At 66.6% G+C, this 14,267-nt stretch carries 15 protein-coding genes; 7 read left to right on the forward strand and 8 right to left on the reverse strand.

Annotated elements, in window-relative coordinates:
- Positions 1-213 precede the first annotated feature (213 nt).
- Both QO259_RS16380 and QO259_RS16385 read left to right on the forward strand, forming a co-directional pair.
- The gene (locus QO259_RS16380; RefSeq protein ID WP_285950764.1) at positions 214-1,548 is read left to right on the forward strand and encodes a sensor domain-containing protein; all 1,335 of its coding nucleotides are present in this window, start codon (positions 214-216) and stop codon (positions 1,546-1,548) included.
- 173 nt (positions 1,549-1,721) lie between these two features.
- Positions 1,722-2,573, forward strand: a complete 852-nt coding sequence (locus QO259_RS16385; RefSeq protein WP_285950765.1) for a hypothetical protein — start codon at positions 1,722-1,724, stop codon at positions 2,571-2,573.
- 283 nt (positions 2,574-2,856) lie between these two features.
- Here the strand turns inward: QO259_RS16385 and QO259_RS16390 are convergent, their stop codons facing one another.
- From QO259_RS16390 to QO259_RS16405, 4 genes are all read right to left on the reverse strand, one after another.
- Positions 2,857-4,083 (reverse strand): MFS transporter, encoded by a 1,227-nt coding sequence (locus QO259_RS16390; protein ID WP_285950766.1) that lies wholly within the window; start codon positions 4,081-4,083, stop codon positions 2,857-2,859.
- A gap of 242 nt (positions 4,084-4,325) precedes the next feature.
- Entirely contained in the window at positions 4,326-4,652 is a 327-nt protein-coding gene (locus QO259_RS16395) for an antibiotic biosynthesis monooxygenase family protein (RefSeq protein WP_285950767.1), read from the reverse strand.
- Between the two features lie 78 nt (positions 4,653-4,730).
- On the reverse strand, positions 4,731-5,747 hold the full coding sequence (locus QO259_RS16400) for a GlxA family transcriptional regulator (RefSeq protein WP_285950768.1): 1,017 nt from the start codon (positions 5,745-5,747) through the stop codon (positions 4,731-4,733).
- Positions 5,744-6,310 carry an isochorismatase family protein gene (locus QO259_RS16405; RefSeq protein ID WP_285950769.1) on the reverse strand — a complete coding sequence of 189 codons (567 nt, stop codon included), beginning with the start codon at positions 6,308-6,310 and terminating at the stop codon, positions 5,744-5,746. The genes QO259_RS16400 and QO259_RS16405 overlap by 4 nt, the downstream gene beginning before the upstream one ends.
- A gap of 292 nt (positions 6,311-6,602) precedes the next feature.
- Between QO259_RS16405 and QO259_RS16410 the strand changes: the two genes are divergently transcribed.
- The 3 genes from QO259_RS16410 to QO259_RS16420 all read left to right on the forward strand — a co-directional run bounded on the left by QO259_RS16410 (position 6,603) and on the right by QO259_RS16420 (position 9,314).
- The gene (locus tag QO259_RS16410; protein ID WP_035475106.1) at positions 6,603-6,878 is read left to right on the forward strand and encodes a hypothetical protein; all 276 of its coding nucleotides are present in this window, start codon (positions 6,603-6,605) and stop codon (positions 6,876-6,878) included.
- Positions 6,879-7,022: 144 nt separating this feature from the next.
- Positions 7,023-7,481, forward strand: a complete 459-nt coding sequence (locus QO259_RS16415) for a YkvA family protein (RefSeq protein WP_285950770.1) — start codon at positions 7,023-7,025, stop codon at positions 7,479-7,481.
- Between the two features lie 477 nt (positions 7,482-7,958).
- Complete coding sequence (locus QO259_RS16420) at positions 7,959-9,314, forward strand: uracil-xanthine permease family protein (RefSeq protein ID WP_285950771.1); 1,356 nt, start codon at positions 7,959-7,961, stop codon at positions 9,312-9,314.
- A gap of 37 nt (positions 9,315-9,351) precedes the next feature.
- On the opposite strand, the gene QO259_RS16425 is transcribed toward QO259_RS16420, so the two are convergent.
- On the reverse strand, positions 9,352-10,221 hold the full coding sequence (locus QO259_RS16425; protein WP_285950772.1) for a sulfite exporter TauE/SafE family protein: 870 nt from the start codon (positions 10,219-10,221) through the stop codon (positions 9,352-9,354).
- A gap of 220 nt (positions 10,222-10,441) precedes the next feature.
- Between QO259_RS16425 and QO259_RS16430 the strand changes: the two genes are divergently transcribed.
- A complete protein-coding gene (locus tag QO259_RS16430; protein ID WP_285950773.1) occupies positions 10,442-11,023 on the forward strand; it encodes a gamma-glutamylcyclotransferase in 582 nt (193 codons plus the stop codon).
- 163 nt (positions 11,024-11,186) lie between these two features.
- On the opposite strand, the gene QO259_RS16435 is transcribed toward QO259_RS16430, so the two are convergent.
- The 3 genes from QO259_RS16435 to QO259_RS16445 form a co-directional block, all read right to left on the reverse strand.
- A complete protein-coding gene (locus QO259_RS16435) occupies positions 11,187-11,510 on the reverse strand; it encodes a thioredoxin family protein (RefSeq protein ID WP_285950774.1) in 324 nt (107 codons plus the stop codon).
- A gap of 4 nt (positions 11,511-11,514) precedes the next feature.
- The gene (locus QO259_RS16440; RefSeq protein ID WP_285950775.1) at positions 11,515-12,051 is read right to left on the reverse strand and encodes a gamma carbonic anhydrase family protein; all 537 of its coding nucleotides are present in this window, start codon (positions 12,049-12,051) and stop codon (positions 11,515-11,517) included.
- 119 nt (positions 12,052-12,170) lie between these two features.
- Entirely contained in the window at positions 12,171-12,341 is a 171-nt protein-coding gene (locus QO259_RS16445; RefSeq protein ID WP_285950776.1) for a hypothetical protein, read from the reverse strand.
- Positions 12,342-12,588: 247 nt separating this feature from the next.
- Here QO259_RS16445 and mqo point away from each other — a divergent pair, with 247 nt between their 5' ends.
- Positions 12,589-14,187, forward strand: a complete 1,599-nt coding sequence (gene mqo / locus QO259_RS16450; protein WP_285950777.1) for a malate dehydrogenase (quinone) — start codon at positions 12,589-12,591, stop codon at positions 14,185-14,187.
- The last annotated feature ends 80 nt before the right edge of the window (positions 14,188-14,267 follow it).

Genomic DNA, 14,267 nt, shown 5'->3' on the forward strand with positions numbered 1-14,267 from the left:
CTATAGCAGACCACTGTCGCCAGCCGACAAGCAAGACTCCCCGCGGCCCCGGCAACTCCTCTACACTGCCTACCTACCCCGACGAGGGGAAATTGTGCTTCCGTTCGGCTCGCGCGCATCGCAGGTGGGTCGTACCCGGGAGCCGGGTGTCACGTCGCGGGCGGGCCCGGTGCCATTCGGGCCATGGGCGTGCCAGATTTTGCGAGGGGCTGCATGGTTTATGCCGATTTGCTGCTGGACGCGATCTGCGTCGTCAGCGCGGAGGGGCGCTTCGTGTCGGTGAGCGCAGCATGTGAGCGGATCTTTGGCTACGCGCCGGAGGAGATGGTCGGCATGCGCATGCTCGATCTGGTCCACGAGGAGGATCGCGAGCGGACTCGCGCCGCCGCCGAGCGGGTGATGCGCGGCGGCATCGAGACCCATTTCGAGAACCGCTATCGCCGCAAGGATGGCGGGATCGCGCATATCATGTGGACGGCGCGCTGGTCACCAGCCGACGGGGTACGCATCGGCGTGGCCCGCGACGTGACCGCGCTCAAGCAGGCCCAGCAGCGCCAGGCGGCAGTCTATGCGATCTCGGAAGCGGCGCATCTCTCGGCCGACCTGACGGACCTGGCGGCGCGTATCCACACCATCATCAGCACGCTCATGCCGGCGGAGAATTTCGCGGTCGCGCTGCATGACGTCGACCGCGACGAGCTGAGCTATCTCTACCATGTCGATGAGCGTGCCGCCCCGGGGACGCCGCCGCCCATGAGCGCCGATACCCTGTGTGGCCAGGTCATCCGCCACGGCCGTGAGCTGTTGCTACCGGCCCGCAACGAGTCGCCGGCGCCCGGCACAGCGAGTGAAGCGCCGGACGGGAATGGCGCGCACTCCTGGCTGGGCGTGCCGCTCAAGAGCGCCGACCGCACCATCGGCGCGCTGGTGGTGAAAAGCTACGACGAGAGACAGTCCTACGACGAAGCGGACCGCGACCTGCTGCAGTTCGTCTCGATCCAGGTGGCGCAGGCGATCGTGCGCAAGCGCCTGTTCCAGCGCCTGGAGCACATGGCCCGCTACGACGGGCTCACCGGCCTGGCCAACCGTGAAGCCTTCCATGAACGGCTGCGCGCTGCGCTGGCACCCCTCGGCGCGCCGCCGAAGCGGCTGGCGGTGCTCTATCTCGACCTGGATGGCTTCAAGCACATCAACGACACCTACGGCCACGCGCTGGGTGATACCTTGCTCAAGCTCGCCGGCCAGCGCCTGCGCCACGGCGTGCGCGACTCCAGCCTGGTGGCGCGTCTGGGTGGGGACGAGTTCGCCGTTCTGCTCGAGAACCTACGCGCGCCGGCCGAGGCCGAGCGCGTGGCGGCGGCACTGCGCCAAACGCTGCGCCAGCCGTTCGATGTCTCGGGCCAGCGTCTGCAGGTGGGCGTGAGCATCGGTGTCGCGGTCTCTCAGCGGGATGGCACCAGCGCCGAAGAGTTGCTGCGCCGGGCCGATCAGGCCATGTATGCCGAGAAGCGAGCGCCACGCACGGCGCCGGACACCGACGCCGGCTGACGGGCTCGCGCTCGGGCGCTATATGCCAGAGCCGTGCGCGCAGCGCTGACACAAGAACGTCTCCACCGACAGCATGTCTGCCGCTGGGACGATATAATTCGCTGCACCGCGATACCGGCCCCTAACACACTCAGCCCGCCAACCCATGACACATATGATTAGAAGGATTCCCTATGGACGGTGGGGTCAACGTTCAGAGCGAACGAGAGATCACGGCTAATGAGCTGACTTATACGAAGCAGGTATTGGTGCTCAAACGCATCGAGCTTCACGCCTATGTCCTGATCGGCGCCGTTTTCCTCACCATGGCCGGGATGCTGATGCCGGTGCTACTGTTCGGAGTGTCGCGCGCGAGCATCTTAACGGTGCTGCTATTAGGCATACCGCTCGTGGGTCTTTGTTTTTACGTCGGCCGGGGGATCGGTAGGCGGGGGCATAAGAAAAAGGCCGTACTCGACGACAAGGTGTGTTCGCTCAAAGGTCCCGTTACTTACGCCACCCATCACGTGGGCAACGCCAAAGGGGAAGAGTTCTTCATCGGAGATATCAAGCTTCGACTGCCACCCGCAACATCACTGGTCACCTTCGTCGCCAATGAGCAAAACGGAGATCGGGAAACCGAGTTGGACGTCGTTTTTATCGAAACGAGCTCGAAGCAGACATCGGACAGTGAAAGCAGCGTTACAAAAGGAGAAGCGATCGTAGTGTATCTCGAGGACTACATCGATATTGATACTGCACTCACTCGGCATGGGCGGCACTACTTCATTCGGGAGTGCCTGAGCATATTCGGGGTGACCGTTTTTTGTCTAGCCATCGGGTTTTTGGGCTTTTTATATGCCTTTCCCAAAGAACGATTGCTGGAAACGAATCCGCTGCTCCTGCTACTGGCAGCGCTCACCGACATCGCGATCGTCGCGCTTGGCTGTCACCTCATAAAAAAGCTCTACGTAACCGTGCGTCAGTGCATAAACCCATACTACAAGCCAAGCACATATTGCGAACGGCTTAGCGGTAAGCGCTAGGGGCTGGAGGCGACGGTGCTGCGGCCGCTATTGCTTGAGCGATTGGCCCGGCATCAAGAAAACGTGCCGCACTTTGGTGACCGTTGCCAAGCTTCGGAGCCAACGGATGCTCCCTCCCGCACCGGCATTCGCGAGCTTGCCACACTTGGTTGGGTGACCCAGGAACAGTAGACAGACTGTATGACACGGGTGAGAAGCCTTGAACCCAGCACTTCACAGAATCCGGAAGTGCCGGGACATCTCGAACTGTTCCCGGCTATACCGAGATACCGCAGCGCCAAGCTTAGCCGCAGGCCGAGCCCTGTGCGCCGCACTCCGCGGCAGCGGCCACCGGCCGCGTCTTCACCCCCGCCAGCACCAGCGCCGCGCCGGCCAGCAGTAGCGTGCCGGCGGTGGCGCATACGCCAAGCACGCCGCTGAGGTCGAACATCACCCCACCGACGGCCGCCCCCAGGGCGATCGCCAGCTGGATCGAGGCCACGATCAGGCCGCCGCCACTCTCGGCTTCGTCCGGCACCACCCGCGTGATCCAGGTCGACCAGGCCACCGGCACCGCGCCGAAGGCGAAGCCCCACAGCGCCACCATGAGCGCGTCCACGCCCATGATCAGACCGCCCAGCGAGGCCAACAGCCAGCCCATCACGCCCATCGCCAGCGGCATCAGCACCAGCGTCAGGCGCAGACTGCGCTGGAGCAGCCAGCCGGCGCACAGGGTGCCGACGAAGTTGGCCACTCCGAACGCCATCAGCGTCGAGGAGAGCGCATTGATGCCCATGCCAGCGACCGTTTCGAGAAACGGGCGCACATAGGTGAAGAACGCGAAGTGGCCGCAGAACACCAGCACCACGGCAGCAATGCCCAGCGCCATGCCGGGACGCTTGAGCACGCTGACCAGGGTGCCCAGCGGCGTCGGCCGCTGTGGCGCCATGCTCGGCAGGGTGAGCGCCTGCACGCCCAGCGTGGCCACCGACAGCGCCGTCGCCAGCAGAAACACCGCCCGCCAGCCGAACAGATCGCCGAGATAGCTGCCCAGGGCGGCCGCAGCGATGGTGGCGATCGGCACGCCGGTGAAGAGAATCGAGAGCGCCCGCGGCACGTCCGCCTCGGCGACCAGCCGCATCACGGTGGCGGTGGAGAGCGCCCAGAATCCGCCCAGGGCGATGCCCAGCAGCACCCGCCCGAGCAGCAGCCAGGCAAGGCTGGGGGCAAAGGCCACGATCAGGTTGGCGGCGATCATCAGCAGCGAGAACGCCAGCAGCACGTGGCGACGATCGAGACGCTGGGTCACCGCGGTCACCAGCAGGCCCGAGAGCAGCGCCACCACGGCCGTAGCGGTGACGGCCTGGCCGGCCTGGCCTTCGCTGATCGCCAGCGAGCCGGCCATCGGGGTGAGCAGGCTAGCGGGCAGAAACTCGGCCATCACCAGGCTGAACACGCCCAGGGTCAGGGCGAGTACCGCGAACCAGCGCGAGGATGGCGCCGGCTGGGCGGAGGGCAAGGGAGTCGACATGACGGCATCCTTCGACAAGGGGACTGAAGAGCGTGGCGAGAAGCGCGCCAGCGCCCGAGCATGCCGGCAAGACTAAAGTATTAGGCGAGCCCCCACTATCGACGAAAATCCACGATGCTTGATCAAAACTCCGAGAATCGATCCACGGCGCTCAGTCGCCTCGCCCACTTTCGGCTCGTTTCTGCTTCTCCCCTGCTTTCACCCCCTGCTTTTCACCACCCGCTCGTCAACCCCCTTGCTCTTTAATCCCCCTGATCTTCGAAAGAATAGTCACGCTCGACCCGGGCGATACGCGTGCGATAGGCCGCGTACCAGCGCTCCCGCCCCAGGCGCTGGGCCTCGCGGTGGTCGATGTCACGCTTCCAGGCACGGATCGCGTCGAGATCGGACCAGTAGGAGACGGTGATGCCGATGCCCTCCCGCGCCGATTCGACGCCCAGGAAACCGGGCCGGGCCCGAGCCAGCGTCAGCATCTTATCCGCCATGGCGGCGTAACCTGAGCTGTCGTCGCCCATCAGCGAGGTGAAGATGACCGCGTAGTACGGCGGTTCGGGGGTATCAGCGAGCATCGAGGGCTCCTCTAGCGGGGTGGGCGATAAAGGCACAGCGACGCGTTCAGGAGCCGTCGACGCCGGCCAGCGCCCACGTTATTCCTGGCGCTGGCCGGCGTCGATGCCGCGCGCAAGACCGGCGGTCTGGCGCTGTGCTCGGCGCCAGGCCGCGGGCGAGCCTTGCTCGAAGCGCTGCCATATCCGCCGCAGCTGTCGATCATCGCCGAATCCGCTGCGTTCGGCGATACACGCCAGGCTCCAGTCGGTTTCACTCATCAACTGGCGCGCCTGCTGCAGGCGCAGGCGCGCCAGGTAATCGCCCAGCGACATCCCGGTCAGGGCGGCGAAGCGTCGCCGCAGCTGGCGCTCGCCGAGGGTAGCGACACGCGCCATCTCCGCGAGCGACCAGGGCCGGGCGAGATCGGCGGCGAGCGCGTCCTGCAGTCGATGAATGCGCGTCTCGACGTGATTGCGCCCTTCCAGCCAGATACCGAGCTGTGGCTCCTGACCGCTACGTCGCCAGTAGATCACCAGTTCCCGCGCGACCTGCTGGGCCAGGCGCTGTCCCTGGGTCCGCGCCAGCCAGTGCAGCATGGTATCGATGCCGGTGGAGATCCCGGCACTGGTGAGATAGCGGCCATCCTCGACGAAGATGCAGTCGCCGCGCACCCGGGCCAGCGGCGCCAGCCGGCGCAGCTCGTCGAGCAGGCTGTGATGCGTGGTGCAGCGGCGGCCATCGAGCAGCCCTGTCGCGGCCAGCAGCAGCGCCCCGGAGCAGACCGCCATCAGGGTGCGACAGGCGGGCGCCTGCCGTTGCAGCCAGTCGCCGGCGTGACGCTGCAGCGCGCTGTCGATGTGCGCCCGATACTGCCCCGGCACCACCAGCAGATCGAGCGCCAGCGGCGTCTCGGGCAGCGCCTCGATGCCCGTCAGCGTCAGTGGCCCCAGCCACGGCAGCGACGCCTGCAGGCCGAAGAAGCGCAGCGCCAGCGGCGCCCCCAGCTGCACGGCGCTGAGCAGCACCTGCAGCGGCCCGGCCAGGTCCAGCGGCACCTGGCCGGGCAGCATCAGCACCCCGACCCGCAGATCCGCGCGCGTTACCGGCGTACTCACGCGACCTCGCGTGCGCCGCGCCACTCCGCGGCCAGCGTCTCGATATCGACGATCCGCGCAAACCGCCCCTCGAGCACCAGCTCGGTGCGCGCGCGGATCTCCGAGGCGCTCCAGGTGCGCCCGGCGCGGGACATGGGGAAGGTCAGCGTCGCCGCGCTGACGAAATCGATCGCGAAGCCCAGGTCCGACCCGACCCGCGCCGTGGTTTCACAGCACTGTTCGGTGCGGATGCCGCTGATTGCCAGACGCTCGATGCGGTTGAGCCGTAGCCAGCGCTCGAGCCCGGTGTCGCTGAAGGCGTTGTGGGCGGTCTTGTGGAAGGTGACGTCGGCGTCATCGTCGAAGCCAGCGAGCGGACGAATCAGGCCACTCACGGGGTCGAAGGGTGTGGCGCTGCCCGGCGCCTGATGAAAGATACGCACCAGCGGCACGCCGGTTTCGCGGGCGAGGTCGAGCAGGCGGCGCTGGTGCGGCCGCCAGCGCTCGGCGAGCGCCTCGTCCCAGTAGTCTCGGGCCGGGAAAGACGCCTGAACATCGATCAGCAGCAAGGCAGTGGCGGGCATGACGAACTCCTCGAACAGGATAGGGCCGAAGCGGCCAGAGCGTTCAGAGTAGGGTCTCGCCCGCGCCGGCCACCAGGGCGTTGGTGCCCGAATAGCGGACATTTTCGGACCTTTCGATGCCCGGCGCCACAGGCACCGTCACGTGATGCGAGAGCAGTACCGGCGACACGCGAGTTGTGCCCTGCCCGCCCGGCTTCTACGTTGTGTAGCGTGGGCGGCATCGCGACGCCGCTCGACACGACGACGCAAGCCACACACGGAAGTCATGCATCAGTTAAAAAGAGAGAGCGATATGGAAATCACACTGCACAACGACGGTATGGATCGCGACGAATTCCATCAGCTCGCCGCCGGCGAAACCGGCGAGACGCTGCGCCACGCCGCCAAGAACCAGCTGGGCAGCGACAACCTCTCGGAGAATCAGGTCAAGGCGATCAAGGACGAAGGCGGTGAAGCCTACGAGCAACTGATCCGGCGCATGACCGAGCACGCCCTGGCGGTGGTCAAGCTGCCGCTGGATACCCCGATCCGGCTGTCGCTGGACTTCGCCGGCGGCGTCAAGGGTTGAGGCAACGCCCGCCCGCGTGGGGCTAGGCGCGGGCGGGGGCGCCTGGCTAGAATCACAGCCCCGGTCCCAGAGGGCGTTTACAAATTCGGCGAACGCAGACATTGTGTAGTCACCCTCTCAGCGTCCGCGACGAGGAAACCAGCCATGCCCCGCCTGCCCCGCTTCAGCCGTACGCCGCCGGCAGCCGCACCCGCCACGCCGGAGCCCCACGACACGCCAACGCCCGTGACTGACCCAGAGGCGGTGGTCATCGAGCACGCCGAGGTCTACAGCGATGCGCGCTTCTGGCGCAAGCTGGCACGCTTCGGCAGCCGCGCGGGGCGCGGCGTGGCGCTCAAGTCGCTGCAGCTCTACTTCGTGCTCAAGCGCCCCGACGTGCCGATCTGGGCCAAGTCGACCATCATCGGCGCGCTGGGCTACTTCATCTCGCCGCTGGACGCGATCCCCGATGTCATCGCCGGCGTCGGCTTCACCGACGACGCCAGCGTGCTGGCGGCGGCGCTGGTCGCGGTCTCGATCTATATCGACGAAGAGGTCGAACGCCAGGCGGCAGCGGTGCTGGCGCGCTGGTGGCCCGCGTCGTCCGAGTCACCGCCGGCCTGAGGGCCGGCTACCGGGCAATACCCGGCCTTCTCTCGTCCCGCTACTCGTCTCCCCGAACGACTCGATCCTCGCCGCGAGTCTGCCGGCGTGAGTCGCCTCGACCGCGCGATTCGCCGTACCGGCCACCGATCAACGCCGGGATGGCCGGATTGTCAGCGCAAAAGCCTAAACCGAGAGCCTAAGAGCTCACTTCCAAATTCTCTGACGATGGGCGCCGGCCGGGGGCAGGGCCAAGCGAGGGTCCTTTGCCATGGATGGCAAAGGTAGCGCCCAGGGAGGGGTTCACAGCGCCCTCGCGACGCCCTGCCGCCGGAGAAGCCCACGTCGCCTAGCGGCTGTGAAAGGCGCTCTAAACCGAAGGTCTAAATCGAAAGTCTACATCGACCGGCAAAACCGCTAGATTGGAGCCGGGCATCGCGATCGCGCGCTGCCGCCCCCATCAGGTCAGCACCAACAACAATGCCGTCGGAGACAACGATGACCCAGGACAGTGCCGCCCCCGCGCCCAGCTCCCCTACCGCCTCCCATCCGCAGACACGCGGCGCCGAGCGTCTGCGCGATGTCGACTACCTGCCACCGCTGCGCAAGGCGATCCCGCTGGGTATCCAGCACGTACTCGCCATGTTCGTCGCCAACGCCACCGTGCCGCTGGTGATCGCGGGCGCCGCCGGGCTCTCGGGGGCGGACACGGTGTTCCTGGTGCAGATGGCGATGTTCGTCGCCGGGGTCGCCACCCTGGTGCAGACGCTGGGGCTGGGGCCGGTGGGCGCGCGCCTGCCGATCGTCATGGGCACCAGCTTCGGCTTCGTGCCGGTGATGATCCCCATCGCCACCACCCAGGGGCTACCCGCGGTGTTCGGCGGCGCGCTGGTGGGCGGGCTGGCGATGGCCACGGTGGGGCTGTTCTATCGCCGCCTGAGCGTGTTCTTTCCACCGGTGGTGTCGGGCACCTTCGTGCTGCTGATCGGCCTGCTGCTGCTGCCGGTGGGCTTCTCCTACGTCGGCGGGGGCTTCGGGGCGGCGGACTTCGGTGCCCCCCACCATCTGCTGTTGGCAGCGCTGGTGTTCGTGGTCACCGTCGCTTTCCATCAGTTCGGGCGCGGCTTTCTGTCCGAGGCGGCGGTGCTGATTGGCATACTGGTCGGCTGCGTGGCGGCGGCGCCGCTGGGCCTGCTCGACTTTTCGGGGGTAGGCGAGGCGGCCTGGTTCCAGCTACCGATCCCGCTGCAGATGGGGATCACCTTCGACCCTACGGCGATGCTGGCGATCGCGCTGATGGCGGTGGTGACCTGCGCCGAGTCGATCGGCGACATCTCGGGGACCGCGATTGGCGGCGCCGAGCGCGAGGCCACCCCGCGTGAACTCTCCGGCGGGGTGATGGCAGACGGCCTGGCCAGCACCTTCGCCTCGCTGTTCGGCGGCTTTCCGCAGATCAGCTTCAGCCAGAACGTGGGGCTGGTGGCCTTCACCGGCATCGCCAGCCGCTTCGTGGTGGCGATCGGCGGCGCCTTTCTGATCGTCGCCGGGCTGGTGCCCAAGCTCGGCGCGACGGTCTCGGCCATTCCGGCCGCGGTGCTCGGCGGCGCGGTGGTGATCATGTTCGGCATGATCGCCAGCGCCGGGGTCAAGATGCTCTCCCACGCCACCTTCGACAAGCGCAACATGCTGATCGTCGGGGTCTCGCTGGCGGTGGCGATCGGGCTGCCGGCGCAGAAAGGGTTGTATGCCGCGGCGCCGGAGCAGATCGGCGTGCTGATCGACTCCGGTCTGATTCCCGGGGCGATCGTCTCGATCGTGCTCAATCTGGTGCTGCCGGGACGATCATCGTCCTGAAGCAGCCTGTCAGGCGCAGGCTCACCAGCGCTGACTGTCAGGAGAGCGCCGCCACGCTGGCCCGATGACGCCGCACCGCCATCGCCACCAGCGCGCCCCAGCCCAGTACCAGCAGGGCCAGCGTCAGGGTGGCGGGTTCGCCGTGTACGCCCAGCGCGCCGAGCAGCGTGCGTGCGTTGACCACCACGATGGCGCCGCCGACGATCACCGCCAGCAGCCGCGCCGGCAGCAGGCGCACGATCCACGCCGCCAGCGGCGCCGCAGCGAGACCGCTCAGCGCGAACACCGCCACCCACTGCCAGTTGATGTCGTCGAGCCCCAGCGCCAGCACGAAGCCGAGCGTGCCGGCCACGGTGACGAAGAACTCACTGGTATCCACCGAGCCCACCACCTTGCGCGCCTCGATGCCGCGGTGGGCCAGCAGCACCGGGGTCGAAATCGGCCCCCAGCCGCCGCCACCGACGCTGTCGAAGAAGCCGGCGACCAGCGACAGCGGGATCAGCTTGGCGCGGGAAACGTCACGACTCGGCTGCCGCGACGTCAGGTCAAACAGATAGCGGGCGATGATATAGAGCCCCAGCAGCAGCAGCCCGAGCGAGATCACCGGCTTGATCGCATCGCCGGGCACGTTGCTGAGAAAGCAGGCGCCGACGAAGGCACCGACACCACCCGGCAGCATCATGGTCTTGACCAGACGGCGGTCGACGTTGCCGAAGCGCCAGTGGGCGGTCCCCGATGCTGCCGTGGTCGCCACCTCGGCCATGTGGATCGAGGCCGAGGCGATCGCCGGGGTGACCCCGAGCGCCAGCAGCATCGATGACGAGGTCAGCCCGTACCCCATGCCGATCGCCCCATCCACCAGCTGGGCGATGAAACCGGCGATACCGAAGATGATCAGACGCTGCATGCCGCTCTCCCGGAAAGTCGCTGCGTGCAAGCCGTGGCGGAGCCGCTCCGGCCACACGCTTATACTTGAAATGGTATAAGAAACGCGATCAATATAACGGAGGTCTCGTGCAGCGCGACAATCTCGATTTCCGATATGTATATCGAGCCTGCCGCTATGACGGCGATGCCCCTAGCTGTGACGGCGAGACCACTTCCCATTCACCCAACGAGACGGCGCCATGTCCTTCGATACTACCGCGCACAACCGCCAGATGACCCACTTCGACGGCCACGACTCGGTCTGGCTGTTCGGCTACGGCTCGCTGATCTGGAAAGCGGACTTCGACTATCTGGAGCGCCGCCCGGCCGCGATCCGCGGCTGGACCCGGCGTTTCTGGCAGGGTTCCCACGACCACCGCGGAACACCCGAGGCCCCCGGACGCGTATTGACCCTGACCGAGCAGGCGGACGCGGTCTGCCACGGCATGGCCTACCGCATCGCCCCGCGGGTCTTCGAGCCGCTGGATATTCGCGAGAAGAACGGCTATCTGCGCGTGGTCACCCGCATGGACTTCATGGACAGCGCCACGCCGGCCACGGCGGAGGGGGTGGTCTACCTCGCCGGGGCCGACAATGCCGCCTATCTGGGTCCGGCATCGGAGGCGGAGATCGCGCGTCAGATCGCTGCCTCACACGGCCCCAGCGGGCCCAACCGCGACTATCTGCTCAATCTCGCCCAGGCCCTGCGCGAGCTGGGCTGGGACGACGCCCACGTGTTTGCCCTGGAGCGCGAGCTGCACGCGCTGGAGACGACGCTCTGATGGCGATGGCTCGGCACTGAACGCGCCGGGCAGAGAACCGACCTCAGCCAAGCGAAGAAGACAGGCGATAGAGGCGTGAGGACGGGCGGGAAATCGAAGCACGGAGAGCGCGGGTAGCCAGTAGCGCGGTGGCAGGCATCACGGCAGCGATCCGCCGCGGGACTCAGATATCGGCGAGCTGCGCCAACGCTTCCTGCAGCCTCTCGGCAGAGGCCGGCCGCACCCGCCGCGCGATCTCTTCACCGTCGTAAAGAAAGATTAGGGTGGGCCACAGCTTGACCCCGAAGGCGCGCCCCAGCGGGCGGCCCTTGCCATCCTCGAGCTTGAAATAGGGCGCCTCGAAGCCGGCGAAGGCTTCGGCGATCAGTGGCTGCGCCGCCTGGCACCAAGGGCACCAGGAGACGCCGAACTCGATCACCGCCGGGCCGCGCATCTCGCGCAGCGCGTCGAGTTCGGGGGCCTGGGGCGCGTAATCGATGGGCAGCATGGCCTCACTCCTCGTCGAGAAGCTGGAGGTCGTCGGCGAACGCCTGCCAGCGCTTGACGTAGTGCTCGGCGGACGCTTCCAGCGCAGCGCGGGCCTCGGCGTCCAGGGTACGTATCGCCTTGGCCGGCGAGCCGACGATCAGCGAGCCATCGGGGAACTGCTTGCCCTCGGTGACCAGGGCACCCGCACCGACCAAACAGTGCTTGCCGATTCTGGCGCCATTGAGCACCGTGGCACCCATGCCGATCAGGGTATGGTCGCCCAGTTCGCAGCCGTGGAGGATGGCGTGGTGACCCACCGTGCAGCCGGCGCCGACGCGCAGCACGAAGCCAGGGTCGGTGTGCAGCATGCAGCCTTCCTGGATATTGCTGCCGGCCCCGACGACGATGCGCTCGTTGTCACCGCGGAGCACCGCGTTGAACCAGATGCCCACATCGTCACCCAGCTCGACGCGACCAATCACATGCGCCCCGGGGGCGATCCAGTAGCGCCCGCTGGCGGGGAGCTGGGGGCGGTGTTCGCGATAGGCGTATAGCGGCATGGCGGACTCCCAAGATGACGCGGAAACAGCGATGGTCCCCCGTCGCCCCCTTCTACGCCAGGCGACTTTAGCCGCCCAGGTCGCTCATTCCAGCGCCGGGGCGGGAGCACCGTGCGCTATCAGACGAGGTCGTCCTGGCGCCGGTCGTCGCTGACTGAAGCGCTGAGGTTGCTGCTGCCGTAGAGATTGTGATGCGGGCTGCTTTCGCTCTCGGCACTCATCGAGAACGGCAGCAGCGCCGAGACGATGACAGCGGCCAGCATCGAAAAGAGACGATTGAATACGTTCATGACCACTCCTTGACTCTTGTCACTGGCGGTAAGGTGGCTGCGGCGTTTCGCCGCAGCCTCTAGTTAGCATGCTAAACAAAACATCAGACGTCAAGTCCATTGCGGCCGGCCCCACCGGCTAATGCCGCGGATGGCGATGATTTCTCGCCTTTGTCGACATCTATCATGGCACTGAGTGGGCTAGCTCATTAAACTAGTCACGCATTCGCGTTCGCGCCTGTCCGTATCCATCAGACAGAGAACCTTCATGAAATTGCGTCACGGCATCACGCTCTGTTCCCTGCCGACCACCCAGGCAGGAGCGGCATCCGGCGATACCCCCAACGTCGACGTGGTTCTCATCGGGGGCGGCACCATGAGTGCTACCCTGGGAACCTTGCTGCAGTCGCTGCAACCCGACTGGTCGATCCAGCTGTTCGAGCGGCTGGATCGCGCCGCCGAAGAGAGTTCCAACGTCTGGAACAACGCCGGCACCGGTCACTCGGCCTTCGCCGAGATGAACTACACCTCGCCCCAGCCCGACGGCAGTGTCGACATTCAGCGCGCCATCGGCATCACCGAGCAGTTCGAGGTCTCGCGTCAGTACTGGGCCAGCCAGGTGCGCGACGGCGTGCTCTCCGAACCGCGCTCGTTCATCAATACCGTGCCGCACCTGAGCTTCGTCTGGGGCCAGGATCGCGTCTCCTTCCTGAATGCGCGCTTCGAGGCGATGCACCGCAACCCGCTCTACGCCGGCATGGAGTATGCCGAGGACCCGGCCAAGATCGCCGAGTGGATCCCGCTGGTGATGAGCGGGCGCGAAGGCGATGACCCGGTGGCGGCCACGCGCATGCCGATCGGCACCGAGGTCAACTATGGCGAGCTCACCCGCCAGATGATGGACTCGCTGGCCAAGCGCGACAATTTCGAGCTGTCGCTCAACACCCAGGTGCGCGATCTCAAGCGCAACGCCGACGGCAGTTGGAAGGTCACGGTCGCCAACACCAGCGACGGCGGCAACGAGCGCAGCGTCAACGCGCGCTTCGTGTTCATCGGCGCCGGCGGCGCGGCGCTGCCGCTGCTGCAGAAATCGGGTATCCCCGAGGCCAAGCAGTACGGCGGCTTCCCGGTGGGCGGGCAGTTCCTCTACACCACCAACCAGGAAGTGGTCGCCAAGCACGACGCCAAGGTCTACGGCCTGGCGCCGGCCGGCTCGCCGCCGATGTCGGTGCCGCACATCGACAAGCGTATTCTCGATGGCACCCCGGCGATCATGTTCGGCCCCTTCGCCACCTTCTCGAGCAAGTTCCTCAAGAACGGCTCGTGGACCGATCTGATGCGCTCGATCACCCCCAGCAACCTGTGGCCGATGACCAAGGTCGGGCTGGATAACCTGGATCTGGTGCGTTACCTGATCAGCCAGCTGCGCATGTCCGAGGAGGACCAGTTCGAGGAGCTCAAGGGCTACTACCCCGAGGCCAAGCGCGCGGACTGGAAGCTGTGGACCGCCGGTCAGCGGGTGCAGACGATCAAGGACGTCGAGGGCAAGGGCGGCACGCTGCAGTTCGGTACCGAGCTGGTGAGCGGCGCCGAAGGCACCATCGCCGCCCTGCTGGGTGCCTCCCCGGGGGCGTCGACGGCGCCGTCGATCATGCTGCGCCTGATCGAGGAGGTGTTCCCCGAGCAGGTCAAGAGCGAGGCGTGGCAGGCTAAGCTGCGCGAGCTGGTGCCCTCCTACGGACAGGTGCTGGCGTCCAATCCGAAGCTGCTGAGCGAGGTCCGTGCGATGTCGCGGGAGCTGCTCGAACTCGACGAGCCCGATCTGGGGCAGGCGGCTATCGACGCCCCCTCGCCGCGTCAGCACTGAACGCCAGCACTAGACGTCAGCACTCAGCACCAGGACGCACTTCTCGTCGCCCTTGCCAAGCGCCCGCCGGAATCCGGCGG

This window comes from Salinicola sp. JS01, from assembly GCF_030284585.1.
GTDB lineage: Bacteria > Pseudomonadota > Gammaproteobacteria > Pseudomonadales > Halomonadaceae > Salinicola.

Bases quoted from the DNA above. Each gene is read 5' to 3' on its own strand.
- QO259_RS16380 (WP_285950764.1), top strand. From the start codon at position 214: ATGGTTTATGCCGATTTGCTGCTGGACGCGATCTGCGTCGTCAGCGCG.
- QO259_RS16385 (WP_285950765.1), top strand. From the start codon at position 1,722: ATGGACGGTGGGGTCAACGTTCAGAGCGAACGAGAGATCACGGCTAAT.
- QO259_RS16390 (WP_285950766.1), bottom strand. From the start codon at position 4,083: ATGTCGACTCCCTTGCCCTCCGCCCAGCCGGCGCCATCCTCGCGCTGG.
- QO259_RS16395 (WP_285950767.1), bottom strand. From the start codon at position 4,652: ATGCTCGCTGATACCCCCGAACCGCCGTACTACGCGGTCATCTTCACC.
- QO259_RS16405 (WP_285950769.1), bottom strand. From the start codon at position 6,310: ATGCCCGCCACTGCCTTGCTGCTGATCGATGTTCAGGCGTCTTTCCCG.
- QO259_RS16410 (WP_035475106.1), top strand. From the start codon at position 6,603: ATGGAAATCACACTGCACAACGACGGTATGGATCGCGACGAATTCCAT.
- QO259_RS16415 (WP_285950770.1), top strand. From the start codon at position 7,023: ATGCCCCGCCTGCCCCGCTTCAGCCGTACGCCGCCGGCAGCCGCACCC.
- QO259_RS16420 (WP_285950771.1), top strand. From the start codon at position 7,959: ATGACCCAGGACAGTGCCGCCCCCGCGCCCAGCTCCCCTACCGCCTCC.
- QO259_RS16425 (WP_285950772.1), bottom strand. From the start codon at position 10,221: ATGCAGCGTCTGATCATCTTCGGTATCGCCGGTTTCATCGCCCAGCTG.
- QO259_RS16430 (WP_285950773.1), top strand. From the start codon at position 10,442: ATGTCCTTCGATACTACCGCGCACAACCGCCAGATGACCCACTTCGAC.
- QO259_RS16435 (WP_285950774.1), bottom strand. From the start codon at position 11,510: ATGCTGCCCATCGATTACGCGCCCCAGGCCCCCGAACTCGACGCGCTG.
- QO259_RS16440 (WP_285950775.1), bottom strand. From the start codon at position 12,051: ATGCCGCTATACGCCTATCGCGAACACCGCCCCCAGCTCCCCGCCAGC.
- QO259_RS16445 (WP_285950776.1), bottom strand. From the start codon at position 12,341: ATGAACGTATTCAATCGTCTCTTTTCGATGCTGGCCGCTGTCATCGTC.
- mqo (WP_285950777.1), top strand. From the start codon at position 12,589: ATGAAATTGCGTCACGGCATCACGCTCTGTTCCCTGCCGACCACCCAG.